The organism is Streptomyces sp. CA-288835 (assembly GCF_050936385.1).
Lineage (GTDB): Bacteria > Actinomycetota > Actinomycetes > Streptomycetales > Streptomycetaceae > Streptomyces.
In genome coordinates this window covers 6,683,415-6,706,946 of record NZ_JBNJMW010000001.1, presented here as the reverse complement: position 1 = coordinate 6,706,946, position 23,532 = coordinate 6,683,415, and the positions used below count along the sequence as shown (strand labels likewise).

Here is a 23,532-nt window from a genome sequence, read left to right as displayed (position 1 = left end):
CCGCGCTCCACGTCCCGCACCGGACCTGCCGCCCCGCCGCGGCACAACAGATGACCAACGGCTCACGCGTCCGACCCCCGAACCGGAGCAACGGCCTCGGACAACAGCAGCCCGACGCCGACCTTCCCGGCACCCGCGCCCCTGTCCGCCATTGCCACTGCCGTTGCTGTTGCCGTCGGCTCGCGCCCGACCACCGCGTTGTCGGTGCCCTGCTGGTTCATTGCTGTCCTCACTCGGTGGTTCGGGGCGGCAGCCCGCACACGGCTGGAAAGCAGCACCGGAGTACGCCGCACAGCGCTCACGTGGCCGGTTCCGCCACGTACGCGTCGATCGTCCGCGGTGCGTCGTCCGGGCCGCCGGACCAGAGGAGGCGGCGCGCGGTCGTCGCGTCCGTGACCACACCGGTGAGGAGACCGGACTTCAGCACGGCACGGATCGCCTCGGTGCTCCGTCCGCCACCCGCGACGCCGATCAGCTCCGGAACGGCGCGGAGTTCGGCGACGCTCATGGAGATCATGCGCGCGTTCAGCTCCGTGGGAATCACCTGGCCAGCCCCGTCGAAGACGTGGCCGGCCATATCGGCGCACGCTCCCGACGCCCGGTACTTTTCGCGCTCCGGCTCGGTCAGGGCGTCGTACACCGCCGAGAGCGTGGCGTCCCACGCGCCGATACCGACGACGGCCTTGGTGACCCGCCCGAACCGGTTCAGCGTCTCGGCGATGGCCGGCTGGCTTCTGAGGATGGCAGCCGTCGCCGCGTTCGGCAGCAGGAACGGGGTGTAGAGGGGAAAGGCCCGGCCGCCGCCCGCCCCGGCGGTACGGAGGACCGCCGCGACCGCCGCGTCATTGGCCAGGTCCTGCCCGTGCACTCCGGTCAGCTGAACGACGTCGCACAGCGGCAGCCGCGTGAGCGCCTCGCTGAGCGCGTCCACCGAACGGCTTCCGTCAAGACCGAGTACGTCGCCCTCCTCGGCGATCTCCGAGATCAGCTGGGCCGCCGCGGTGCCGAGCCAGCGGCTGACCTGGCGCTGGTCCGCCGAGGACACCGCGCTGCCCTCGCTTCGGGTCAGGTTGACAACGATGGCGTGCCGGAGCCCGAACCGCTCGGTCAGCGCCTGCCCGAGTGGGGCATCGATCTCGGCCGGAACGGTGATGTCGATCCGTACGATGTCGTGGGCCACGGCCGCGTCGAGCAGGCGAGCCACCTTGAAGCGGCTGATGTTGAATTCCTTGGCGATGTCCACCTTCGACTGGTGCTCGAGGTAGAAGCGTCTGGCGACGGAAGCGGCGAGGAGTTTGTCGATCGTCGCGGGGGGAGCCACCGTCTCGCCGTGTCCGCCCATGGCGTCTCGCTGAGGTCGCATCAGCCGGTCCAAGCCGCCCCGGCCCCGCGGGTACCGTCCGTGGCTAACACGTCGTCTGCTGGCAATCCGTGAGCAACTGCCGTTCCTCCAGCATCAGTTGAGCTCTCTTGTATCTGTTGACACGCCAAGGATGGTCATGCCGGTTCACTCCGTACGGCAGAAAATCGCGAGGCCCGCGGCCGGCGTCTCGTGTCTCCCGCGCGTGGCACGTGTGCCGAACGGCAGTCAACGGGACGGGACTTGACCAAACCTTGTCGTCGGCTTGTCGGCCGGCCAGGCGACGGCGTGCCCGGGCACTCGCCGTGACTTCAGGCAATCCTCCGGACCCGGGCGCGCGCGAAGTCCGAGGCGTACGGGCCCTCTTCGGCCGCGAGCGCGCGTGCCGCTGCCGCGCGCAGTCCGTCCTGCCGTGAGGGAAGAGGCGCGGCGAGCAGGGCTGCGCGGATCAGGCCGCAGGAGAAGGCGTAGTCGGGGGGTACGGACCGGGTGACGGCGGGTGTCCAGACAACGATGTCGGCCTCCACGGCGGTGTCGAGAGCCCGCAGGACCTGACTGGCCGGCAGGGCGCAGGCGCGGGCCAGCAGCGGGACGTCGATACGGTCGCCGATGACAGCGGCCATCTCCAGCACACCGCGGCTGTCCGCGTCGAGGGCAGCGAGGCGTACGCGCATCACCGAGGCAACGGCGGCGGGCAACCGCCGCCCGGGTCCGCTGCGTTGGTCCCGCGGCAGCCGCAACATCTCGGTGAGGAGGAAGGGGTTGCCGCCGGTCAACGCGTGCAGCTCCGCGGCGGCCGTGGCCGTGTCGTCCAGAGACTCGCCGGAGTGCGCTGGTGTCCGGCCGGTGGCCGCGGTCGCCTCAACGAAGTCCACCTGGCCCGTGGCGGCGGTCTCCGCAACGATGCCCGCCTCGTCCGGGGTCGCGGTCGCCGCAACGACGCCCGCCTGGCCCGTGGCCACGGTCGCCACAGCAATGCCCGCCTCGTCCGTGGCCACGGCCGCCTTGGCGTCCTGGTGCCGGCCTCGCAGCAGTTCTTCGATATCCCTGAGGTCCAGGGGACGCAGTTCGAGGTGTTCCGCCGCGCCGCGGGCCAGCGCGGCACGAAGTTCGTCGGTCACCGGGTCCGGTGCGGCTGGCATCGTGCAGACCACGGCGACCTGGGCGCCGTGCAGTGTCTCCGCGCAGTCGGCCAGTGCATTGACGACAGCGGCCGATGCGCCCTGCGCGTCCTCGACCAGGCACAAGGCCGGACGGCCAGCCAGTGGTCCGTCTTCCGCCGGTGCGTCCCCCGCTCCTTGTCCCGGTCCCGCGACGGGAACGGGGCCTCCGTCATCCGGCCGCCCGGCCCCGTACCGTAACGCCTGTAATAAGCGCAGGACTTGGCCACCGTCCGACGCGCCCGCACCGGCCCTGACCCGCTTGGGAAACCGGTCCTGCACCACCGCGAACCCCTCCCTGCGCGCCCGCTCGGCCAGTTCCTGGACCAGCCGCGTCTTGCCCGACCCGGCCTGACCGCACACCACGGCCCATCCGGTACGGCCCGCCCGCGCATCCGGCAGCAGCTTCAGAAGCCGGGCCAGTTCCGTGTCCCGCCCCACGAGCGGCAGCTCATCCGGCCCGTGGCCCCGCCCGCGCCCGTCCGCCGCCGCCCAGGGCTCGTCCAGCTGGTCCACCTCATCGCCGTCCCCTCGGGACTCCCCGGTCTCCCCGGCCCCCCGGAGGTCCCCGGATCCCCCCGCCACCACAGCCGTCTGACGTCCGACCGGCGATACGTCCACCTCATGGCGCAGAATCGCCAGGTGAATCCGCCTCAACTCCGGACCGGGATCAGTTCCCAGCGCCTCGGCCAGAGTGCGCCGCACCGTCTCGTATCGGCGCAGAGCCTCCGCACCGCGCCCCGCGGCGTACAGGGCCCTCAGCAGGATCACCCATGACGTCTCCCGCAAGGGGTCACGGCTGACCAGCCCGTCGGCGGCGACCACCGCTTCCCGCGGCTGTCCCTCCGCGAGCAGCATCCGGGCCCGCAGCTCCTGAACCGACCAGTGCAGCTCGATGAGCCGATCCGACTCTCCGCGGGCAAAGGACAGACCCCGCGCCTCGGCGTACGGGTGCCCCCGCCACAACTGCAGCGCGTTCTCCGCCACACGGCGCGCCCGCGCCCACCGCCCCTGCCCCTCGAGACGGCTGCCCTGTCCCGCGGCCCGCTCGAACTCGACCGTGTCCCGCGCCTCCGGCGAGACGGCCAGCGCGTACCCCGCCGACGTGCTCACCAGAATCCGCGAAGAGCGTCCCGGCCGGCTCCCGTCGTCCAGCACCGACCGCAGCTTGCTGATATGCGCATGTACGGACGACATGGCCGAAGACGGCGGCCTGCCCTCCCACAGGTCCTCCCGCAGCCGCTCGGAACCCACCGGCCGACCGGCCTCCAGTAACAGACGCAGCAACAGAACACGCCGCTGCGGAGGACCGAGATCGAGGGGCCCACCGGCGCCGCTCACCTCAAGCGGCCCCAGCACCCGGAAAGCCAGCTCGCCAACAGACCCTTGACCCTCAGAAACTCCCACGAACCAAGCCCTCACAGTTCCCGCAGCTCCCGGGACGACAGCCCGAGCTCGCCGCTGCACGTCATCACTCCGGGTAGTTCACGCGTGTCAGGTAATCAACACATGGCGCACAGGAGACAAAGGAGGAACAGGAGGTCCCAGAGTGACACGTGAGACCACAGCTGCGGTACGACTCAGCCGACCGGCGAGTGCAGGTGACCACGGCCTGGCCGCCCGGCTTCAGCGCCCCTCGGCGGACCGCGTCCGAGCGGACCGCTCAGCGTGGCCGGGGAGATGTCGAGGGGGCTGGGGCTCGTCAGGGCGGCGGAACAGGAAGTCCTCGAAAGCCTCCATCGCGAGCATCAGCAGCATCATGAAGACCGGTAGGAGCAGGGCTATCAAGATCACGGAGCCTCCCGAGGGAAGTGTGATCGGGCTCCGCGGCCGGATGGTTCTCCCCGATGCGCTCACGAGAACGCCGCCCCTCAAGCCGCGCGTCTGCTGGGCACCCGCAGTCACCTCCTGCAACAGCCGGGTCTCCCTCAGTGTGGGGCCGAACGGAGCAACGCGCATGCCGAGGTCACGTGTAACAAGCACTCATCGCGGCGACCTCGGGGGGCGTGGGGCTGCAGGGCACGGAGGACGTCCTCGGGATCAGGAACCGAGAGGGCCAGGCGGCGAAACGGCGCACTGCGGCTCGATCCAACCGCAGAGCACCGGCCCTCCTTCCCGGACCACCGCGAAGTCCGAGGTGGGACTTACCGGTGCCGTAGTCGCCGATCAGGCAAAACGGTTCGCCCCACGTACCGACGTTGCCCTCTGTCATCCGGCGACGAATACGACGCGGAACATCTTGGGCCACCACTTGCCGGTGAGCAGGAACTGGTCGGTGCCGGACACGGCGGCGATGCCGTTGAGCACATGTGCTTGACGCTCCTCCTCCGCACTCAGCAGGGGCGGCACCGAGATCTCGCCGGTCACCCTGCCGGTGTCGACGTCGATGCGTACGATCCGGTGGGACGGCCACACATTTGCGTACACGGTGTCGCCGACGCACTCCAACTCGTTCAGCCGTGGCACGGCATGCCCGCGAGAGGTGACGGCCACCTCACCCGTTTTCGACAGCGTCTTCGGGTCCCGGAAGGCGAGCCGGGAGGAGCCGTCGCTCGTCACCAGCCGCCTGCGGTCCCGCTGGTAGCACACTCCCCAGCCCTCGTCTTCGTAGCGGACGCGGCGCACCTCGGCCAGCGTTTGGGCATCACGTTCGATCGCGATGCCGTTCCGCCACGTGAGCTGCCACAGCGTCCGGCCCAGGACGGTGACGCCCTCCCCGAACAACGGAGCCGGCAACTCGACGCGGACGGCAGGGGCCTTGCCGACCGGCCCGGCACGGAGGGACGACTGGCCCGGAAGGCCTGTGCCCTCGTAGAGCATGCCGTCGGCAGCTTCCAGGCCCTGGGTGAAGGCCTTGGAATCGTGAGGGAGGGTTTCGAGGACCTGTACCCGCAACCGTTCGGGTTCTCCCGCAGCCTGTCGGTGCTCGTCCACGACGGGGGACACCGCCCCATACCTCGCCTGCCAGAAGTGGGCCAGCACACCGCCGGTCAGCAAGACGGCCGCAACAGAGATCACGAGCCTGAGTCGCATGCCCTTCACTCTGAGCGTGGGTGTTCGTCCTGGAGTGTCACCGGACCGGGCTGGCCGTTGGATGTGCTGGCCACGGTGACCGGACGCGTGTGGACAGGGGGTGCTGCCGGCTTTGACGGTCCGGGCAGGCCACCGATCGGCGCGGGCCGACGGCGGCCCCAGAACCGGCCCCAACGTCGTGAGGCGTTCGCTGGGCGGTACGAGTACTCGTACGAGTAGTGCTCCTTGTCGCCCTTCGTGGAGGCCATGTTGAGGATGCCGCCGAGCATGGTGGCACCAACTCGCTGCAGGGTGTGAATCGCGTCGGCAACCTGGCTGCGGCTGGTCTTCGCGCAGCGAGCCACCACCAGGTAGCCGTCCACTGCCGGGGCCATCGCGGTCGTGTCCGCCACCGGAAGCACCGGCGCGGTGTCGACGACGACGTGGTCGAACTTGTCGGCGAGCGAGCGCAGCACCGCCCGGAACTGCTCCGAGCCGAGCATCTCCGCGGGGTTGGGAGGAAGGGCTCCGCTGGTGAGTACCGAGAAGGCGCCCGTCGACTGCATCACTTGCTCGGGCGCCGCCTGGCCGATCATGACGGTGGTGAGTCCCGCGTCCTGGACCAGGCGAAGGGTGCTCGCCACGTTGGGGCGCCGCAGGTCGGCGTCCACCAGGCACACCGAGGAACCGGCCTCGGAGAGCATGGCGGCCAAGTTCACCGAAATACTTGTCTTGCCTTCACCCGGCAAGGCACTGGTGACGGCGATGATCTTGGGCGGGTGATCGATGTCTACGAATTGGAGACTGGTGCGCAGCCGCCGAAAGTCCTCCGCGCGCCGCCCGAAGGCGTCGTCGTCGGTGGCTACAGGGCACTTGGACGCGCGCGCGTCGTAAGTAACGCTTCCCAGCAGGGCCGGCCCGCCGGCCTGGGCAAGACACTGCGTCAGGTCGTCGCGGCCGCGCAGCGAAGTGTCCAGCGACTCCCGTGCGAACGCCAGGCCGGTGCCCAGTACCAGTCCCGCCGCGAGTCCCAGCGCGACATTGACCGGGAGGTTCGGGGAGGAGGGCGCGGACGGCTTGACTGCCGGCTTGGTAATACTCAACCGCACCGGTGATGGCGCAGCCTCCTCGGGCCGTTCGATGTCGGCGATGACATGGGCGAAGCGGTCGGCGAGCGCGTTGCTGAGGCGAGCAGCCTGAGACGGCTTGGTGTCCGTGACGGTGATTTTGAGCAGGACGGTATCGAGGGGGATTTCTGTGGTGATTTTCTCGGCGAGCTGAGAGGGCGTCATCTTCAGGCGCAGACCCTGAACGACCGGCTCGGTCACCCTGGGGCTCACCACCACTTCCGCGTAGGAGCGGACGCGTGCCTGGGCAAAGGTGTTGCCGTTGTTGAGTTGGACCGTGTCGTTCGAGTCCTGCAGCGACACGAAGAGGGTTGAAGTGGCCCGGTACTGCGGAGTGACGGCGAGGGCGGCGAGCGCTCCGATCACCGTCCCCAGCAGCCCCAGCACCACGACGGCGCGCCAGCGGCGGGCGAGGACGCGAAGGTAGTCGGGCAGATCCAAGGTATCCGTCCCAATTGAGGCATTTTGTCGGAGATGCGATAGTTCACGAAAGCGAAGAGAGCGTACAGCCCCAAACCCGTCAAATCCACAACTCCTCTATCCTGCTGGGCGGGGCGGCCGGGTTTGGTCTGTTGGGCGGCGGTGCGGTCATGACTGCCCGGTGGCTGAAGCGTCACTGACCACCGCTCCCATTCGGGCTCACCACCCAGCGGGGGCTGGAAGCACTCCGCCAATCCACGACGGACCCGCTGGGCCTGCCGATCCGGCGGGCCTCGGCTACTTCGGGACCTGCAACTGCCCGCACAGCACAGCCATACGCTGGCGCTCCTCCTTCTCGAGCCGGTCAGCAGCCGAGTCCCGGGCCCTTGAACCAGCCGCTGTTCACGCCGCAACGCGCCCCGTAGAGCCCCCACGTCCTCCGCATCGCCGCGGCTGACCGAGACGTGCCTCACCCGGTCCGTACGGCCGCGGCGATCCGCTCCACCACCTCCTCGATCCGCACAAGGCATTGCTGCATCTCCTGCGGATCCGCACCGAGAGGGTCTTTGACGTCGTCGTCACCCGCTTGCGCCCGCGCGGCGCCACGGCGAGCGGCCGCGCCCTGGACGAGCGCCGCAAACCGTGCGGCCGGATCCGCCACGCCCACGGCGTCCTCGGCCCGCACCAGCCGGGCAAACTCATGCAGGGTGAAAGCGCGGGACAACGCCCGTACGGGAGACAGCCGCACGGCGGCCTCGCGATGCTCCGTCGCGGCCCCCAGCACCAGATCCGCGGACTCGACCATCTCGGCGGCCAGTCGACGCGAGACCCTTCCGGAAGGATCCACTCCACGCCGAAGGAGGAAGGACGCAACCGTGTCCGCCACCCGCATGCCCGGGACGGCTTCGGTGCCCGCACTGCTCAGCCGAATCGCCCACCGACCCTCGGACAGTTGCTGCCGGAGAAGGCACTCGGCAAGAGGTGAGCGGTAGAGGTTGCCAGTGCACACGACGAGTACACGAAACCCGCGCACGCACACGCCAGGCGCTGGGGAGGGAAATGAGCCACAACTCTGGGACATGACGCCAACATTCATCTCAACTCAGACATCACACAGACCGTACGGCCGCACCGTGGCCCGCAGCGGACGTACCAGCGGCTGGCGCAACAGCGACACGGGACGGTCCGAGGCGCTCTCCACCAGGCGCAGTACCAGAGTGCGGGCGACACCGGCAGGCAGCTCCAGATCACCACACCAACAACCTGGCACGACGGCGGCGGAGCCATCGGACCAGGTTGTCGGCGTTGCGTGGCACGTAGTTTTCGAGGCGCGGCATTCGCATGCTGCGACCGGCTCAGCCTTCTTCAGTGCGAGTACGACGGCGCCGTACGACCGTGACCGTCTTGGTGGCGATCGCGGCGAGACCAGCAGCCCCGCCCACCAGCGCCCAGTTCGCGCCCGAACCGGTCTCCGCGGGCCCCGTGCCACCGCTTACGTCTTGGCTGGCCTCGTCGTAGCCGGCCAGAGCCAGGTCGGTCGTCTGATTCGTCCCGATGGAGCGGGACTGCTCCGCGTCGGCGCTGGTCCTCAGGCTGAGGGTCTTTCCGTTGCCCGAGACCTTGACGGTCCCCGGCTGACCTTCGATGCCCTGGGGGAGTGTCGTCCCCGCCTGGTTCAACGCGGCGCCGCCGGTCACATCGGTGTTCGCCCTGTCTCCTCCGTTCGGCCTCCCGTCTCCCTTCCCATGCCCGTGTCCCTTTCCATGCCCGTTCTTCGCTGTCACGGTGATGGGAGCGGAGACGCTTCCCGACCGATCGCCGGTGAGCGTGAACAGGTAAGGACCGGGAGGGGTGCCCTGGGGCACCTGGAAGCACCCGAACACAGTGCCCCGCCTGTTGGCCTCGTAGGTCGCGTCCCGGTCCTCGCACTTGCCCCCGCCGCCCCCGCTGCGGGTCGCTCCGCTGAGGGCGGGCGAGAACTGCGGGGCGAGCGTTGCAGTGACCGTCTCGAAGTCCTCGAATCCCTCTGCGACGAAGTAGATCACCCCGCCTGCCGGCACCGTGGCAGCGCTCAACGACGGCGGGTAGGGCTGGTAGACATTCGTGGGTGCACCGGCGTACGCGGACTGAGCGGTCGCCAGTGGTACGGCGGCAACGACGGTGGCGGCAGTGACAGCCAAGGCCACCCGCCACGGCAATGAATTGATCATCCTTTTTCCATCTCCCAGCTGATCTCTGTCCGGATGGCGGCATCATCAAAAGAACTGACACTCTGCTATATATGAGGATTTACTCCGCAATTAACGCAGGAGGCCTCAGAAGCCACCTAATGGCCCAGTCCCATGGCCCTCTCGGGCGCATCCGCAGCCGCCCGCCTTGTCACTCACCGAAACGTCGGCGCAGGCGGACCGTGCCCCCAGGGCATACGCCTGGCGAAGACGGGCCGATTGGACGGCAGGTGTGTGGTCGACGAGCGATTCCAACGCAATGGTGTTGCACGAGAAGGGACATGACCGCCTGGTCAGATCGTGCGCGGCGGTGTGCGGTGGATGAGAGCCAGTGACCAGCCGCCGAGGCGCTCGTTCAGACGGATAGCGGTCGGCTGAGGAGTACGGGAATGCGTGCGTTGGGCATTGAGGGAGCGTGGGTGCTGGAGCCGAGGGTGTTCTCGGACCCCAGAGGAACCTTCCACGAGTGGTTCACCGGGCCGGCATTCGCCGCGGCTCTGCGTCATCCACTCGGCGTGGCGCAGGCGAACTGCTCCGTGTCCGTCCGTGGCACGCTCCGTGGTGTGCACTTCGCGGATGTGCCGCCAGGGCAGGCGAAGTACGTCACCTGCGTGCGCGGCTCGGTCATAGACGTGGTCGTGGACATTCGACGGGGATCACCCACTTTCAGGCAGTGGGAGGCCGTGGAACTGGGCGAACGGCACCACAGAGCCGTGTACCTCGCCGAGGGGCTCGGCCACGCCTTCATGGCACTGACCGACGACGCCACCGTGGTCTACCTGTGCAGTGCGCCGTACACCCCGGATCGCGAGCACGGCATCCATCCGCTCGACCCAGCACTCGGCGTCGACTGGCCGACGGACATCGAGCCGCTGCTGTCGGAGAAGGACGCGGCGGCTCCCACGCTCCGGGAGGCCGCGGAGAGGGGGTTGCTGCCCGAGTACGGGGAGTGCCTGGACTGGTACGGCAGGCTGCGTGAGGATCAGTCTGCCGAATCGATCACCTCCGCTCCGCGCTGAGCAGCGCCGGGAACGCCTCGGCGAGTCCCGCGCGCCAGTGGCGGATCGGAGCCAGGCCGGCTTCACACCAGCGCTGGTGTCCCAGCACGCTGTAGCCCGGACGAGGCGCGGGCCGACGGAACGCGGAAGTGGCGACGGGCCGGACTCGGGTCGGGTCGGTGCCCAGCAGCCGGAAGATCTCCTGGGCCAGCTCGTGCCAGGTGGCACTGCCCGTGCTGGTGCCGTGATAGACGCCGGGGGCGGCCTGCCCAACGAGCGCCGCGTTACCGACCCGTACCAGCAGATCGGCCAGATCGGTGGTCCACGTGGGCTGTCCCCACTGGTCGTCGACCACGTCCAGGACGTCGCGCTCGTCAGCCAGCCGGATCATGGTGCGTACGAAATTGGCGCCGCCTGCCCCATACAGCCAGGCAGTCCGGACTACGAAGCCACTCTCCGGAAGGGCCGTCAGCACGGCCTGCTCGCCCGCCAGTTTGGTGCGGCCGTAGGCTGTGCGCGGCCCCGTGGGGTGGTTCTCCGGGTAGGGGTGGCTAGCATCTCCTGCGAACACGTAGTCGGTGGAGACATGGATGAGCCGGGCGCCTGTGGCGGCGCAGTCGGCCGCAAGGTGGGCCGGGCCCTGGCCGTTGATCCGAAGGGCCTCAGCCTCACGGGTCTCGGCGTCATCAACGGCCGTCCACGCCGCGCAGTTGACGACGACATCCGGGCTGTGGGCAGCCATGGTGGCCCGTACGGAGCCAGGGTCGGTGATGTCGAGCCCGCGCCTGTCGAGGGCGATGACATCTGACCCGCGCAGCCGGGCGACGACGGCCTGTCCCAGTAGTCCACCGGCCCCGGTCACCATCCAGCGAGTCACCGTGCCGTCGCCTTCCGCTTGACGGGCTCCCACCAGGAACGGTGCTCGCGGTACCAGCGGACGGTCTCGGCCAGACCCGCCATGAAGTCCTTGCGAGGCGCGTAGCCCAACTCGGACTGGATCTTGGCCCAGTCCAGGGAGTAGCGGCGATCGTGGCCCTTGCGATCCTCAACGTGCTCCACGCGATCCCAGTCGGCCCCGCAGGCATCCAGAAGCAACCTGGTGAGGTCGCGGTTGGTGAGTTCAGCGCCGCCGCCGATGTTGTACACCTCGCCGGGGCGGCCACCCGTGCGGACGAGTTCGATTCCCCGGATGTGGTCGTCGATGTGCAGCCAGTCGCGGACGTTCAACCCGTCGCCGTAGAGGGGGACGGGCAGGCCGTCGAGGAGGTTGGTGACGAACAGCGGGATCACCTTCTCCGGGAACTGGTAAGGCCCGTAGTTGTTCGAGCAGCGGGTCACCCGCACGTCCAGACCGTGGGTGCGATGGCAGGCCAGGGCAAGCAGGTCAGAGGCCGCCTTGGACGCCGCGTAGGGGGAGTTGGGGCGCAGTGGGTCGGTCTCCGGCCAGGAGCCTTTGTCGAGCGAGCCGTACACCTCGTCGGTGGAGATGTGGACGAAGGTGCGCAGCCGGTGGCGCACCGCTGCGTCCAGCAGCGTCTGGGTGCCCAAGATGTTGGTGCGGACGAACGTGTCGGCACTCTGGATGGAGCGGTCGACATGGGACTCGGCGGCGAAGTGCACCACCTCGTCGTGCTCGGAGACGAGTTTGCCGACGAGTTCTCGGTCGCAGATGTCGCCGCGCACGAAGGAGAAGCCGGAATGGCCACGTACCGGGTCCAGGTTGGCCGGATTTCCGGCGTAGGTGAGCTGGTCCAGGACGGTGACAGCAAGACCACCGGGGCCCTGTGGGCCGAGCAGCGTGCGGACATAGTGCGAGCCGATGAAACCGGCGCCGCCCGTGACGAGGATGCGAGTGGTGACGTACGTCATGCGGAGATCTGCACCTTGCTGTGGTCGCCAAGTACGAGACGGTGAGCTGCGGGGACCGCCGGGGCGGGGGTGACATCGACGTTGCGGCCGATCAGAGAGGCCTCCACGCGGCGTACGCCCTGGATGGCCGAGCCGCTGAGCACGATCGAGTACTCGATCTCGCTGTCGAGCAGACGGCAGCCAGCGGCGATGGAGGTGTACGGCCCGACGTAGGAGTGAGTGATGACGGTTCCGGCGCCGACGATCGCGGGGCCCACGATCCGGGATCCGGTGACCCGGGCGCCTTCCTCGATGCGGACCCGGCCGATGATCTGGGAGGCCGTATCCACGCTGCCCCGCACGGCAGGCTCGAGGCTTTCCAGCACCGTGCGGTTCACTTCCAGCATGTCGGAGACGTTGCCGGTGTCCTTCCAGTAGCCGTCGATGACGGTGGAGCGGACTTCGTACCCCTCGTCGATCAGCCACTGGAGAGCGTGAGTGATCTCCAACTCCCCACGCTGGGACGGCTTGATGGCGCGTACTGCCCGGTGAACGGCCGGAGAGAAGAGATAGACGCCGACCAGCGCCAGATCGGATCGCGGCTGCTCCGGCTTCTCCTCAAGGCGGCAGACCCGGCCGGTCGTACCGAGTTCGGCGACACCGAAGGCGCTCGGATCGGCGACCCGGGTGAGCAGGATCCCGGCGTCCGGGCGGGCACGGCGGAATTCGTCGACCAAGCCTGTGATACCGCCCACGATGAAGTTGTCGCCGAGGTACATCACGAAGTCCTCGTCCTGGAGAAAATCCCGGGAGACGAGAACCGCATGGGCGAGCCCGAGGGGTGCTTCCTGGCGGATGTAGGTGGTGTCGAGGCCGAACGCGTCGCCGGCTCCGACGGCCGACTGGATTTCCTCGGCCGAGTGGCCGACGACGATTCCCACCTCCCTGATCCCGGCTGCGGCGATGGACTCGAGCCCGTAGAAGAGCACGGGTTTGTTGGCCACCGGGACGAGTTGCTTGGCGGAGGTGTGGGTGATGGGGCGTAGCCGGGTTCCTGAACCTCCGGCGAGTACGAGTGCTTTCACGAGACTGCTCCGCATGCTTCATTGGGGTGGTGGACGATGGGATCCGGGACGCCCGGGGCGGGACTGATCACGCTGCTGCCCACGGCCGCTCTCGACGGGGCATGGCACCTGGTGCTGGGGCTTCTCCACACGCGCACGGGCAATGAGTCACCTTCGATGACGAGGGCAGTGGGCGAAGCCACGTCCACCTGAGGAGGGCTCCTGGGCCAATCAGAAGCGCGACCTCTCGTCATCCGAGAACGCTCGGGGCCTGCCTGGCTCTGGTCGCGGCAGTCAGCGTTGGCCCGGAATTCCTTGAAGCCGACTCACTTGGTGAAGTGACTGCGCATCATGGCCTGGAAATTCGCCCGGTCATTGACGTGAGGGAATTCGGTGTACCTGGGGACTGGAACGCCCAGGAAGTCGCACAGGGTCTGCCATCCCTCGCGCACTTCGTAGATGAGGAGCCGATCCTTCGGAATTTTCGCGCGAACGACCCGGTTGTGCTCCTCGAACACTGAGATCACGTGCGCCTTGTCGTCGAGTCGTCCATCGAAGGTGTCCAGGGCGATACGGCGCACGAGTTTGAGGTACTCCGGGACCCCCGGGACGGCAGCCGGTGGAAGGCTGTCTGCCGACCACAAGGGAGCCAGGGTCTCGCGTAACCTTTCGTACCACCGCTCAGGATCCCGAACCGTCAGAAGCACCTTGGCCTCGGGATAACAGCGGGCCAGTGCCTCCCAGAAGTCGCAGGCGGGCCAGTCCACGGTGGACTGGAAGCCTTCAAAGACGGCATCCCAGTCGGGCTCCTCTCCCTCATGCGCGGCGTTCCAGAACCGCAGGTGATCTGGCCGTTCGAAGGCCGTGACCATGTGGTAGCAGGACCCAGCCCGATCAATTCCAGCGCGGCCTTGACCGAGAGCGTCCCCGTCCGGCCGAAGCCGACACCGATGACCTTCATCCGGATACCTCCGTGGGGGTTGGGGGGGACCGCAATCTCGCTCGCGGAGAGAACACAGTCCTGAAACTCCTGGCGGCAGACTACGAGGCCATGGGTCTTTTTCATTGAGGACAGCGGTGTGCCTGTTGGCGACGGTGAAAAGTGGTTCTGTCGCATTTTCGGTGGTGGCTGACCGTGACTGGTCCGCGATCGGGCTACGACGCCTGCTGGAGGTTGCCCACCAGGTGCACCTGGCCGGGAGCGGGGTCGTGCTCGACGACCGGGCGGGCGTCACCCACGGCGTAATCGCAGTTGGTGGGCGGTACGTCCGCACACGCTTCAAGTGCCTCGGCGCGAGTAGGCAGTCGGGTGCCCTGCCAGGCGGCCATGGCGGCGGCCCCGACCCACGTAACCCCGTAGGCTGGATGGGATTCGTGGCCGGGGCTGACCTGCCAGCGACGGCTCTTGGCGTCATACCGCAGACGGCCACCGCGTTCGTGCGGCATGGGAAACACGAACAGGTGTGCCCCATGGTGCGCGTTGGGCATCCCGGCCGCGTGAAGCAGTGTGAGCAGATCAGCCATCTCCGCGTTGGTGATCAGCAGGGTGCGCCACGATGTTCGTCCCATGGGGCGGTACACCGGTTTCGGCAAGCGAGGGGCTGTGTTTGGAGGGCGCGCGGGCGCGCGTCGGCGGGGTTCCGGTTGGCGCGGTTCATACAGGTGGTCGCCCTCCAGCCACCCGGCTGCGGTCGCAGTGATCCCAGGGCCGAGTGCTGCCTCGGCGGCAACCAGCATCGCGGTCGTGTGCTCGCGTACCAACTCTGCCGTGTGAGCGTCCAGTTCGGCGACGAGACCGTTTACTTGCTCTTGTGGCTGGTGGTGGCGAAGTCGGTAGCAACGCGGTTGGTGGCCGCTGGGCATGTCCAGGATGGAGCGTTGGCAGCCAGCGGGAGTTCCAGACGTTCAGCGATGCGAGCTAGGGTCGCGGCGCGGTTGGTGACGTCCTCTCGTACGGCACGACCGTGATGACGTCCCGGCCTTGTCGGCCCAGCGCGCGGGCCAGCAACAGAGCATTGACGGCGATCAGTCGTCCCAAGGCGATCGGCGGTGCCGGATCATCTTGCGGTAACAGGACCGCGAACTGCTCCCGCCAGCGCGGCCCGGCCCGAGGGCGCCCCCCCATCTACGACTTTCGAATACTTGCTGCCGCGGTCAAGGGACCGGTACTGGGGTCAGATCGACGCTCGCGGACTGCACTTCACGTCCCCCAAGAAGGCGACTACCGCAGCTCGAGATGCCCTGTCAGCGATCCTGCAGTGGTTGGGCGTCTGGCGCCCGTCATTCGGTGTGGTGCATCCGGGAGGGCCACGCATCATCAAGGAGGTCGCCCAAGGGCTCGGCCTGCGAGACGAAGACGTCGCGCATTCGGTCGCCTCGCTGTCCGAGAACGGCAATCTAGGCGGAAACGCCGTATTTGACATCCTGCGGCGCTTCCAGAGCACGCCGCCAGAGGCGGGCAGCGGCGGGATTGTTGTGGCTTTCGGCCCCGGCTTCGTCGTGGCTGGGGCACGTGGCACCTGGGTCTGAGGTACCACAACGTCTGCGGTTCATGCCGAGTGGGCCTGTGTGACATCACTCGGATTGTGCCTGTCGCGTACGGTATTCGCCGCTGTTGAGGCTGCCCTGACACGCCGTCGCGGTCTTCCGGCCCGGTCCCGCGAGGGCCGAGGATTCGGTTATTTCCTGCGACCGCCGACGCTCGTGCGGCGGTCTGCGCGGCCGCCCTGAGCTTCAGCAGGGCAAATGTTGGAATGCGCCGTTCGGACGGCACCAAATCGTGTGGTACCGGCGGCTATTCCGTTCTTCCAGCCGGAAATAATGCCTACCTGACCTACGCTCATCACGCCGTAGAGCACAGCACTGCGGAAGGTAATCAGGAATGCTCGGCGGCTGGCGGCACCTGTGCCAGTGGACATCCTCCTACGCTGGTGGCCGCCTAGCCGTTCGTCAACGCAGTTCTCTTGCAAATTCCAGCCGCGACGGCGTCCAAGCCGGCGCTCCCGAAAAGGACGTGTGGCTCCGGCCCAGGCTTGGTGTCGTATCGAAAGGTGGCTCCGCACGCTATGGCACGTGTCTTGGCGATCTATGGCACCCGGCCCGAGGCCGTGAAAGTCGCTCCCGTAGTGAAGTCGTTGCGCGACAGCGGCCGCCATGAACCGGTTGTGGCGGTGACCGGTCAGCATCCACACCTGGTCGAGCAGGTCCACCGGACGTTGCAGGTCGGGGCAGACCTGGACCTGCGTGCTTTCGAGCCGGGACAGCCGCTCGCGTCGATGACCGCAAGGATGGTCGAGCGAGCCTCCACCGCGATTGCGGAGGCACAGCCAGAACTCGTCCTGGTTCAGGGGGACACCACCAGCGCGTTCGCGGCAGGCATGGCCGCCTTCTACGCCAACGTCCCGCTGGTGCATCTGGAGGCGGGGCTGCGTACGGGCAGCCGGCGCGCTCCATTTCCGGAGGAGATGAACCGCTCGCTGCTCGGCTGGCTCACCGACCTCCATCTCGCGCCCACCGCCGCGGCGAAGCAGAATCTGGTCGGCGAGGGGGTGGCCGCCACCCGTGTCGTGGTAACCGGCAACACAGTGATCGACGCACTCCAGGAGGTGATGCGGATCTCTCCGCCGCTCCAGGATCGCTGGCTGGCGGAGATCCTCGACGGCGCGATCGCTGGCGTCCGTCGGCCCGGAATCGTCACGGTCACCACCCATCGCCGGGAGTCGTGGGGGGCGCCGATGGAGGAGATCTTCGAGGCGGTCAGTGCACTGGCGCGCAGGTACCCTGACCACCGGTTCGTCATCCCGCTGCATCCGAATCCGCTGGTGCGCGGAACCGCCCGAACCCACCTCGCGAAGCGGCCCAACCTCCACACCGTCGAGCCGCTGTGTTACCCGGACTTCTGCCGGCTGATGGCGGCGAGCACGATCGTCATGACCGACTCGGGCGGCGTCCAGGAGGAGGCGCCGTCGCTCGGCGTGCCGGTCGTCGTGCTCAGGGACACCACCGAGCGGCGGGAGGCGGTCAACGCGGGAACGGCCGTCCTGGCCGGTACCAGGGCGGGCTCGATCATCCAGTGCGTCAGCGAGCTCGTCGAGGACGAGGAGCGGTACGGCCGGATGGCGCGCAGCGTCAACCCGTACGGCGACGGCAACGCGGCGCTACGGTGCGTCGCCGCGATCGACGCGCTGACGGGCGGCGGCGAGCGGTTGCCGGACTTCGTCCCCGAGCCGGTGAGCCAACTGGGGCCTTGTCTGTGATGCGTCGGTGGTTGCGGGCCATGCCACCAGAAACGGAGCGAGGATGAGGATCGCGATGGTGACCGCCGCCTATCTCGACGCCGGGGTGGGCGGCATCGAGTCGCACGTCTACGAGGTATCCCGCCAGTTGCGGTTGCGTGGCCATGACCCGATGGTGTTCCGGACCAGCCCCGGCGCGGCCCGGCTGCAACCGCCGACGGATGTACCGCTGGTCGTTCTGCGGCCGGGCCAGTTGCCTTCGCCGTACCAGCGGTCGCCCGTGACCGAGGTCGCTCGCCGGATCGTCAACGGCTTCCACGCCGCCAGGCAGGCCGACCAGATTGTCGACACCGCCCCCGACGTGGTGCACTTCCACGACCTGTGCGAGGCCCTGCCGATGGCCCTGTGGCTGCGCCGCCGGCTGCCGGCCGCGCTGGTTTGGACGAACCATCTCGGCGAGTTCCTCGCCCTGGCCCGGTACCCCGCGGGGCGCACGGTGACCCGGCTGCTGACGGCGCCGTACCGGCTCGGCATCGGCCCGTCGAGCGAGCTGGCCCGCCAGGACGCCTGCTGGCCCCCGATGCGGTTCATCTCCAACGGTTACGATCCGGCGCGCTTCCGTCCGGTCAGCGCAGCGCTCCGGGCCTCGCTGCGCGTCGGGTTCGGCCTGGACCCGGACCAGTTCGTCGTTCTCGTGCCGAGACGGTGGGCGCCCACCAAGGGCGTTCTGCACTTCGCCCACGCGGTGCGCCGCTGGGTGCCGTCAGGCCGGACGGCCACCGTACTGTTCGCCGGGAGCGGCAACGACCGGTACGCGGCGTACCAGAAGGCGGTGGGGCGGGCTCTGGCCGGGGCCGCGGTCGAGGTCCGCACGCTTGGGGCCGTCGCCACCGCGGACATGCCGGCGCTCTACCAGGTCACGGACCTCACCGTCGTCCCGTCCCTCAAGGAGGCCACCAGCCTGAGCGCGATCGAGTCGCTTGGCTGCGGCGTGCCTGTCCTCGGCACCCGTGTCGGCGGCCTGCTCGACCTTGGCGACGCCTGCGGCGACTGCCTGACGCTGGTGAGGCCGGGCGACCCGGACGCGCTGCTCGGCGGACTGTCGACGTTCTTCCGGCCGGAGTACCGCTGGGACGGCGAGCGAGCCGTGAAGATCGCGGCCAGGATCGAGAAGCAGTTCTCGTGGGCGTCGGTCGCCGAGTCCGTGGAGCGCGTCTATCTGGAGGCCACGGCGTGAGAATCCTCTACTTGCAGCACGTCGACTGGAACTGGATCCCGCAGCGGCCGCATTTCCTGGCCACCGAGCTCAGCCGGCTCGGCCACGACCTCCGCGTTTTCCATCTCCGGGCGTGGCGACGGTCCGGCTTGGTCGACCAGGACCCTGGGATCGAGCTGCCGGTCGTGCCTACCGCACTCGGCTGCCTGCCCCGCTGGTCGCGGCCGGTGGTACGGCGAGGTGACGCCGCAATGGTGCGCCGGCTCGGCCGTACCGCTCGGGCGCTGCGGCCGGACGTCGTCTGGGTCACTCATCCTCGGCTGGAGCCGCTGGTCCGGAAACTCACCGGCGTGCCGGTGGTGTATGACTGCATGGACTTGGCCCCGGACATGGCCGGCGCGGACCATCGCTACGTCAGGAGCCTCGAAACGCGGCTGGCCGCGCGGGCGAACACGACAATCGCCTCGTCCCCGCGTATCGCGGACGAACTGAGCAGGCGATATCCCGCCGCGGCAGGCTTGTCACTCGTTCGGAACGCGTGCCGGTCTGATTTTGCCTGGCCAGCGCTGACGGCGTCCGGCGCCAGGCCGGATGCCGCAGACGGCCCGGTCCGAGTGCTCTTCTTCGGCACGATCGGACCATGGCTGGACATGGCGCTGCTCGCGGCCCTTGCCACCGCGCCGGCCGTCCACCTGAAGCTCATCGGCCCAGTCAGGACCGCGCTGCCGCCGGAGGTAGGACCGTGCGTGTCGGGCGCGATGCCACAGCTCGCGTTGCTGGAGATCGCCAGGACCTGGCCGCACGTGCTGCTTCTGCCGTTCCGGTCTGACGATTTCGCCGAATCGGTCGATCCGGTGAAGCTCTACGAGTATGTCGCGCTGGATCGCCCGATCCTCGCGCCTCCGCTGCCCGTGCTCCGGCCGGCGGAGCCCTTTCTCAGCTACTACCGATCCGTCCCGCAGGCGTTGGCGGCGGTGCGGGCCGACGTCGATGACACGCCCGGCGACCGGTCAGCCCGGCGGGCGTTCGTCGCCAGCAACACCTGGTGCGCCCGTGCGCGCGAGGTCGACGCGCTGTTGACGAAGGGATTTTGACCGATGACCTCGTACAGCGTCGGAATCGTCTCCTACGGGTCCTTCGACCTGGCGCACGGGGCCTTCCGTTCGACGCTGCGGCAGGTATCCCCGCCGACCACGATCGTGGTCGTCGAAAACTCGCAGCGGCCGGAACACTGGCGGTGCTGGACGTCGCTCGCCCCGGCGGGGTCAGAACGCCGGTCCGGCCGCCAGACCGGGGCCGGGGCGTACCCCGTGCGCCAGGTGCTTTCGTGGCGGTCTGGCGGCACGACGTGTGTCGTGGTCTGGAGCGCCGAGAACGGCGGCTACTGTCGCGGCAACAATCTCGCCCTAGCGTATTGCGACGAACCGTACCACCTGGTCCTGAATCCGGACTGTGTACTGCTGCCCGGTGCGGTGACGGACATGTTGCGGGTTCACGTAGCCGATACCGGGGTCGTGTCCGGTGTACTGGTGAAGACTCCGGCAGCGGTGCCGGGCGACGGGACACCGTCGGAGCGCAAGGTTGACTGTGCCGGCGGATGGGTCTCCCTGCGTACCGGCCGGACCAGGAGGTTGACCGACCCGCCGGCCCCTGACGCGGCACCCGCGGGCGCCAGGACCGCGGGCCGGGGCGTCTTCACGTACTCGGGCGCGTGCGCCCTGTTCGAGCGGGCATCGCTGGACCGGATCGGCGGATTCCCCGGCGACCTGTTCCTCTACTACGACGAGGTGCTGGTGACCCTGCGGCTGCGGGAAGCCGGACGGCAGTTGCGGCTGATCCCCCGGGTCGTCGGCGCCCATCAACGCCACTCCACGACGCGGGGCGGCGGGAGCGTGCGCAGCCCGCTGGAGGCCTATCACGCCGCCCGGTCAGCGGCCGTTGTCGCACGCACGATCGGCCCTGGCACGTCCGTGTGCTGGACGGTGGCCCGGCTCGGCTGGAGCCTGCGGCTGCTGGCCTCGTCGCGACCGGCGGCCGGCGCCAGCCTGCGAGGTCTGGTCGCCGGATTGCGCGCGGTCCGGCCATGACCGGGTTCGTGTCGGCAGCGGTCCTGCTGGCCTGTCTCGGGGCGCTGGCCGGCGGCCAGCGGCGGATCAGCCCGGCGTTCCTCCTGGTGCTGTCCATGGCCCCGATCCTGGTCGGCTTCGAGATGGTCTGCGCGCGGCTCGGTCCCCCTCCGCACAGCTGGGCGGTGTACGCCACGGCCCCGGCGTTCACTGTCGGCGTGCTCGCCGTGGGCTGGCGCGGCGGCGAGGCCAGGGTAGTGCCGAGATCCGGACATGCGCGGGTCCATCCGGCGGCGCTGTGGGGTTCGCAGCAGATCGGGCTGGCCGTGTCAGCGTTGCTCGTCTGCGGCCTGACTGTGACCCACTTCAGCATTGTGGGCATTCCCGCGCTGAGCGGGAACCCTGAGATCGAGCGCTTCAACCTCGGAGCGTCCGGACTGTTCGGTCTGCCGAGTCGCGGCGTGCTGTTCGGCCTGCCGATCCTGGCCACACTGTGCGGAGTGAAGTACGCCCGCCTGCCAGGGTGGGTCACCGGCATGGTCTGGGCGGTGTTCGTGCTGTCCCGGCTGGCACTCGGCTTCAAGGGCGGCCTGGTCGAGGTACTGGTCGTTCTCTTCACCGTCGTGCTGCTCCGGCGCGGCCGCGTGCGGCCCGCGACCGTCATCGCCGGTCTGCCGCTGCTGGCGCTGACGATGGGCTACGGCACCTGGATCGGAAACCAGTACCAGACCCTGGCCCGCTCCGGCGGCGCATCGCTCGGCTACGTGCTCGACCGGCTCACCATCGATGCGGCGAGTCCCGCGTGGTACTCCCTGGTGCTGGGCCGGACGGCCACCCAGGGCGACCCCGCGTTCGGCCACGACCTGCGCTACTTCGCCGCACACTACCTCGGGTTGGGCAACGGCCCCACGTTCGCCTACGACAAGATCGTCTCCTCATACGTCACCGGGACCCCGCTGACCGGCGACTCCTTCCTGGTGCCGGTCACGGCTGGCGGCGCGGCGTACCTGATCAACAGCGTCGGGGCGGTGCTCGCCGTGGTGGTCGCTGGGGCCCTCGGCTACGCCTGGCAGCGCTGTTGCGACCAGATCGCAGCAACTCGCAGGGTGCCCGTCGGCCTGGTGTGCATCACCTACATCCTGGCGGCGCGGACGTTCCTGCTCAACGGCGGCGGCGCGTACTTGGCAGTGAATTACGGCTGCGCGCTGGCGCTGCTGGCCATTCCCTACCTCGTCGTCGTCACCCTGGTGCGGACACTGGAGATGAACGACACGCGCCGCCGGCGCCGGTTGCCGTTGCCGGCACGCAGCACGCCGCGGCCAGGATCGGGATCGGGACCTGAGCTGTGCCCGGTCGGCCCGTACCAGGCAGCCGCGCGGGTTTGCCCACACGGCCCAGAACCGCGTGAGTCATGAGCGGGGGCCTGCCCCGACTCGTGCCCTACTGCACCGGTGTGGTGAGCCTCGGACTCAACACACTGGTCCTGTGGCCGGTCCTGGCCCGCCATGCCGCCCCGGACCTCCTGGGGCGGCTGGCCACCCAGCTCACCGTGGTCGGCCTGCTCAGCCCGGCCGCCGCGGCCGGGCTGCACGTCTACGTGGTGCGGCACGCGGCCCATCCCGACCCGCGGGTCCGTCATCAGGCGGTGCGGGTCGCGGCAGCGTCGATACGGACCGTGATCGGGCCGGCAGCCGGCCTCGCCCTGGTGCTGCTGCCGCTCTGGCCGACGGCGGGCAGCGCGATCCTGGCCGTGCTCTGCGCCGCGGCCGGCCTCGTGCTGGTCGCGCTCATGCGCGGCCTGGACCGGGGCCGGAGCTTCGCCGTTTTGACGCTGGGCAGCCAGACCGTGGCGCCGACGGCGGCGGCGCTGGCGCTGGTACGGACCGGCTCGGTCAACACCGCGATGCTCGTGTTCGCGGCCGCGATGGTCCTACCCATGGTCGCGGTCAGCCGCGACGCCGCAAGGTCAGCCACCCACGCCGGCCGGGTGGCGACCGGCCGCGTCGCGACCCGCCGGGACGACCGGTCCATGTTGGCCAGGGCGCTGCGCTTTTCGGTGCCGCTGATGCCGCACCTGGTTCTGATCCTCACGCTGGTGCAGGGGGTACGCGTCCTCGTGGCGATGACGCAGGGTTATTCGGCGGCCGGATACTTCCAGTTCGCGGCCATGCTTGGTGGGTTTCCGATCACGGCCGTGCTCATTCTGCACGGTTACTGGTCGACCTGCGCGCAACGGTGTCAGGACGATGAGGCGTTCCACCGGGAGACGCTGAGGTATGGTCAGCGGCTTGCCTGGATGTCTGTGGCACTTGCCGCCATCGCCGGCGTCTCGGCACTGCACCTCCTGCCCATCCTGCTGCCGTCGTCGTACCCTGTTCGCTCGATCGCGCTGGCCGTCGCCGCACTGGTACCGGCGGTCACCCTCCAGTGTGTCGGAGATCTGCAGGCCGAAATGGCCCTGCGGAGCGGCAAGGGTGGCACGGTGTCCATCGGGACCTGCGTCGGCGCGTGTGTCGCGGTGGCAGTCGTCATGCTGGCCAGCGGGTCGCTGGGGCTGGCGGCAGGAGGACTGGCCGTCTCCGCTGGTCTGTCCACCCGGGCCCTGGTCAGCGTCCTGCGCCTCAGGCGGGACGGCATCCGCATCGTGCTCTCCACGCCGCTGCGGGCTTCGGTCGCCGCGTGCGTGCTGGTCGGTGTGGGGGTCGCGATCATGGCTTGAGGCCGGCCCGGTCCGGCGCGTCGACGCGAGCCAATGCCTCGACCCGGCCTCGGCCGTGCGTGCGGTAGGTCGGGTGCGT

The 23,532-nt window shown here is 69.0% G+C and carries 20 protein-coding genes and 1 pseudogene; 8 read left to right on the top strand and 13 right to left on the bottom strand.

The genetic code is table 11. From position 1 onward, the window contains the following. Positions 1-62: 62 nt before the first annotated feature. The 8 genes from ACQEVY_RS30600 to ACQEVY_RS30565 all read right to left on the bottom strand — a co-directional run bounded on the left by ACQEVY_RS30600 (position 63) and on the right by ACQEVY_RS30565 (position 9,289). Positions 63-221 carry a hypothetical protein gene (locus ACQEVY_RS30600; RefSeq protein WP_432952599.1) on the bottom strand — a complete coding sequence of 53 codons (159 nt, stop codon included), beginning with the start codon at positions 219-221 and terminating at the stop codon, positions 63-65. A 77-nt stretch (positions 222-298) separates the two neighbouring features. Next, positions 299-1,363 (bottom strand): sugar-binding transcriptional regulator, encoded by a 1,065-nt coding sequence (locus ACQEVY_RS30595; protein ID WP_432952598.1) that lies wholly within the window; start codon positions 1,361-1,363, stop codon positions 299-301. Positions 1,364-1,671: 308 nt separating this feature from the next. Further along, on the bottom strand, positions 1,672-3,861 hold the full coding sequence (locus ACQEVY_RS30590) for a BREX system ATP-binding domain-containing protein (RefSeq protein ID WP_432952597.1): 2,190 nt from the start codon (positions 3,859-3,861) through the stop codon (positions 1,672-1,674). Positions 3,862-4,146: 285 nt separating this feature from the next. Further along, positions 4,147-4,314 (bottom strand): hypothetical protein, encoded by a 168-nt coding sequence (locus ACQEVY_RS30585; RefSeq protein ID WP_432952596.1) that lies wholly within the window; start codon positions 4,312-4,314, stop codon positions 4,147-4,149. Between the two features lie 414 nt (positions 4,315-4,728). Further along, a complete protein-coding gene (locus ACQEVY_RS30580) occupies positions 4,729-5,553 on the bottom strand; it encodes a glutaminyl-peptide cyclotransferase (protein WP_432952595.1) in 825 nt (274 codons plus the stop codon). Between the two features lie 5 nt (positions 5,554-5,558). Continuing rightward, positions 5,559-7,100, bottom strand: coding sequence for a polysaccharide biosynthesis tyrosine autokinase (locus ACQEVY_RS30575; protein ID WP_432952594.1), 1,542 nt, complete (start codon positions 7,098-7,100; stop codon positions 5,559-5,561). Positions 7,101-7,548: 448 nt separating this feature from the next. Further along, positions 7,549-8,088 (bottom strand): low molecular weight phosphatase family protein, encoded by a 540-nt coding sequence (locus ACQEVY_RS30570; RefSeq protein WP_432952593.1) that lies wholly within the window; start codon positions 8,086-8,088, stop codon positions 7,549-7,551. A 346-nt stretch (positions 8,089-8,434) separates the two neighbouring features. Then, the gene (locus ACQEVY_RS30565; RefSeq protein ID WP_432952592.1) at positions 8,435-9,289 is read right to left on the bottom strand and encodes a hypothetical protein; all 855 of its coding nucleotides are present in this window, start codon (positions 9,287-9,289) and stop codon (positions 8,435-8,437) included. A 407-nt stretch (positions 9,290-9,696) separates the two neighbouring features. On the opposite strand from ACQEVY_RS30565, the gene rfbC reads away from it, so the two are divergent. Beyond that, entirely contained in the window at positions 9,697-10,326 is a 630-nt protein-coding gene (gene rfbC / locus ACQEVY_RS30560) for a dTDP-4-dehydrorhamnose 3,5-epimerase (protein WP_432952591.1), read from the top strand. Here the strand turns inward: rfbC and rfbD are convergent. The 5 genes and pseudogenes from rfbD to ACQEVY_RS30535 all read right to left on the bottom strand — a co-directional run bounded on the left by rfbD (position 10,307) and on the right by ACQEVY_RS30535 (position 14,786). Then, positions 10,307-11,170 carry a dTDP-4-dehydrorhamnose reductase gene (gene rfbD / locus ACQEVY_RS30555; protein ID WP_432955477.1) on the bottom strand — a complete coding sequence of 288 codons (864 nt, stop codon included), beginning with the start codon at positions 11,168-11,170 and terminating at the stop codon, positions 10,307-10,309. The two genes, rfbC and rfbD, sit on opposite strands and share 20 nt — an antisense overlap. Positions 11,171-11,178: 8 nt before the next feature. Continuing rightward, positions 11,179-12,174, bottom strand: a complete 996-nt coding sequence (rfbB, locus tag ACQEVY_RS30550; RefSeq protein ID WP_432952590.1) for a dTDP-glucose 4,6-dehydratase — start codon at positions 12,172-12,174, stop codon at positions 11,179-11,181. Continuing rightward, entirely contained in the window at positions 12,171-13,238 is a 1,068-nt protein-coding gene (locus tag ACQEVY_RS30545) for a glucose-1-phosphate thymidylyltransferase (protein WP_432952589.1), read from the bottom strand. Before ACQEVY_RS30545 ends, rfbB begins: the two co-directional genes overlap by 4 nt. A gap of 305 nt (positions 13,239-13,543) precedes the next feature. Then, positions 13,544-14,178, bottom strand: a pseudogene (locus ACQEVY_RS30540) (sulfotransferase family protein). A gap of 194 nt (positions 14,179-14,372) precedes the next feature. Beyond that, a complete protein-coding gene (locus ACQEVY_RS30535; RefSeq protein ID WP_432952588.1) occupies positions 14,373-14,786 on the bottom strand; it encodes an SUMF1/EgtB/PvdO family nonheme iron enzyme in 414 nt (137 codons plus the stop codon). Between the two features lie 480 nt (positions 14,787-15,266). Here ACQEVY_RS30535 and ACQEVY_RS30530 point away from each other — a divergent pair, with 480 nt between their 5' ends. From ACQEVY_RS30530 to ACQEVY_RS30500, 7 genes are all read left to right on the top strand, one after another. Further along, on the top strand, positions 15,267-15,746 hold the full coding sequence (locus ACQEVY_RS30530; RefSeq protein WP_432952587.1) for a hypothetical protein: 480 nt from the start codon (positions 15,267-15,269) through the stop codon (positions 15,744-15,746). A 536-nt stretch (positions 15,747-16,282) separates the two neighbouring features. Continuing rightward, on the top strand, positions 16,283-17,473 hold the full coding sequence (gene wecB / locus ACQEVY_RS30525; RefSeq protein WP_432952586.1) for a non-hydrolyzing UDP-N-acetylglucosamine 2-epimerase: 1,191 nt from the start codon (positions 16,283-16,285) through the stop codon (positions 17,471-17,473). A 43-nt stretch (positions 17,474-17,516) separates the two neighbouring features. Beyond that, on the top strand, positions 17,517-18,689 hold the full coding sequence (locus tag ACQEVY_RS30520) for a glycosyltransferase family 4 protein (RefSeq protein WP_432952585.1): 1,173 nt from the start codon (positions 17,517-17,519) through the stop codon (positions 18,687-18,689). An 11-nt stretch (positions 18,690-18,700) separates the two neighbouring features. Then, positions 18,701-19,762 (top strand): glycosyltransferase, encoded by a 1,062-nt coding sequence (locus tag ACQEVY_RS30515; protein WP_432952584.1) that lies wholly within the window; start codon positions 18,701-18,703, stop codon positions 19,760-19,762. 3 nt (positions 19,763-19,765) lie between these two features. Further along, positions 19,766-20,755, top strand: a complete 990-nt coding sequence (locus ACQEVY_RS30510; protein ID WP_432952583.1) for a glycosyltransferase — start codon at positions 19,766-19,768, stop codon at positions 20,753-20,755. After that, complete coding sequence (locus ACQEVY_RS30505) at positions 20,752-22,149, top strand: hypothetical protein (RefSeq protein ID WP_432952582.1); 1,398 nt, start codon at positions 20,752-20,754, stop codon at positions 22,147-22,149. The genes ACQEVY_RS30510 and ACQEVY_RS30505 overlap by 4 nt, the downstream gene beginning before the upstream one ends. Further along, the gene (locus ACQEVY_RS30500; protein ID WP_432952581.1) at positions 22,146-23,453 is read left to right on the top strand and encodes a lipopolysaccharide biosynthesis protein; all 1,308 of its coding nucleotides are present in this window, start codon (positions 22,146-22,148) and stop codon (positions 23,451-23,453) included. The genes ACQEVY_RS30505 and ACQEVY_RS30500 overlap by 4 nt, the downstream gene beginning before the upstream one ends. Positions 23,454-23,532 lie beyond the last annotated feature (79 nt).

Bases quoted from the DNA above. Each gene is read 5' to 3' on its own strand.
- ACQEVY_RS30535 (WP_432952588.1), bottom strand. From the start codon at position 14,786: ATGGGACGAACATCGTGGCGCACCCTGCTGATCACCAACGCGGAGATG.
- ACQEVY_RS30505 (WP_432952582.1), top strand. From the start codon at position 20,752: ATGACCGGGTTCGTGTCGGCAGCGGTCCTGCTGGCCTGTCTCGGGGCG.
- rfbD (WP_432955477.1), bottom strand. From the start codon at position 11,170: ATGGTGACCGGGGCCGGTGGACTACTGGGACAGGCCGTCGTCGCCCGG.
- ACQEVY_RS30500 (WP_432952581.1), top strand. From the start codon at position 22,146: ATGAGCGGGGGCCTGCCCCGACTCGTGCCCTACTGCACCGGTGTGGTG.
- rfbB (WP_432952590.1), bottom strand. From the start codon at position 12,174: ATGACGTACGTCACCACTCGCATCCTCGTCACGGGCGGCGCCGGTTTC.
- ACQEVY_RS30600 (WP_432952599.1), bottom strand. From the start codon at position 221: ATGAACCAGCAGGGCACCGACAACGCGGTGGTCGGGCGCGAGCCGACG.
- ACQEVY_RS30520 (WP_432952585.1), top strand. From the start codon at position 17,517: ATGAGGATCGCGATGGTGACCGCCGCCTATCTCGACGCCGGGGTGGGC.
- wecB (WP_432952586.1), top strand. From the start codon at position 16,283: ATGGCACGTGTCTTGGCGATCTATGGCACCCGGCCCGAGGCCGTGAAA.
- ACQEVY_RS30565 (WP_432952592.1), bottom strand. From the start codon at position 9,289: ATGATCAATTCATTGCCGTGGCGGGTGGCCTTGGCTGTCACTGCCGCC.
- ACQEVY_RS30510 (WP_432952583.1), top strand. From the start codon at position 19,766: ATGACCTCGTACAGCGTCGGAATCGTCTCCTACGGGTCCTTCGACCTG.
- rfbC (WP_432952591.1), top strand. From the start codon at position 9,697: ATGCGTGCGTTGGGCATTGAGGGAGCGTGGGTGCTGGAGCCGAGGGTG.
- ACQEVY_RS30595 (WP_432952598.1), bottom strand. From the start codon at position 1,363: ATGCGACCTCAGCGAGACGCCATGGGCGGACACGGCGAGACGGTGGCT.
- ACQEVY_RS30580 (WP_432952595.1), bottom strand. From the start codon at position 5,553: ATGCGACTCAGGCTCGTGATCTCTGTTGCGGCCGTCTTGCTGACCGGC.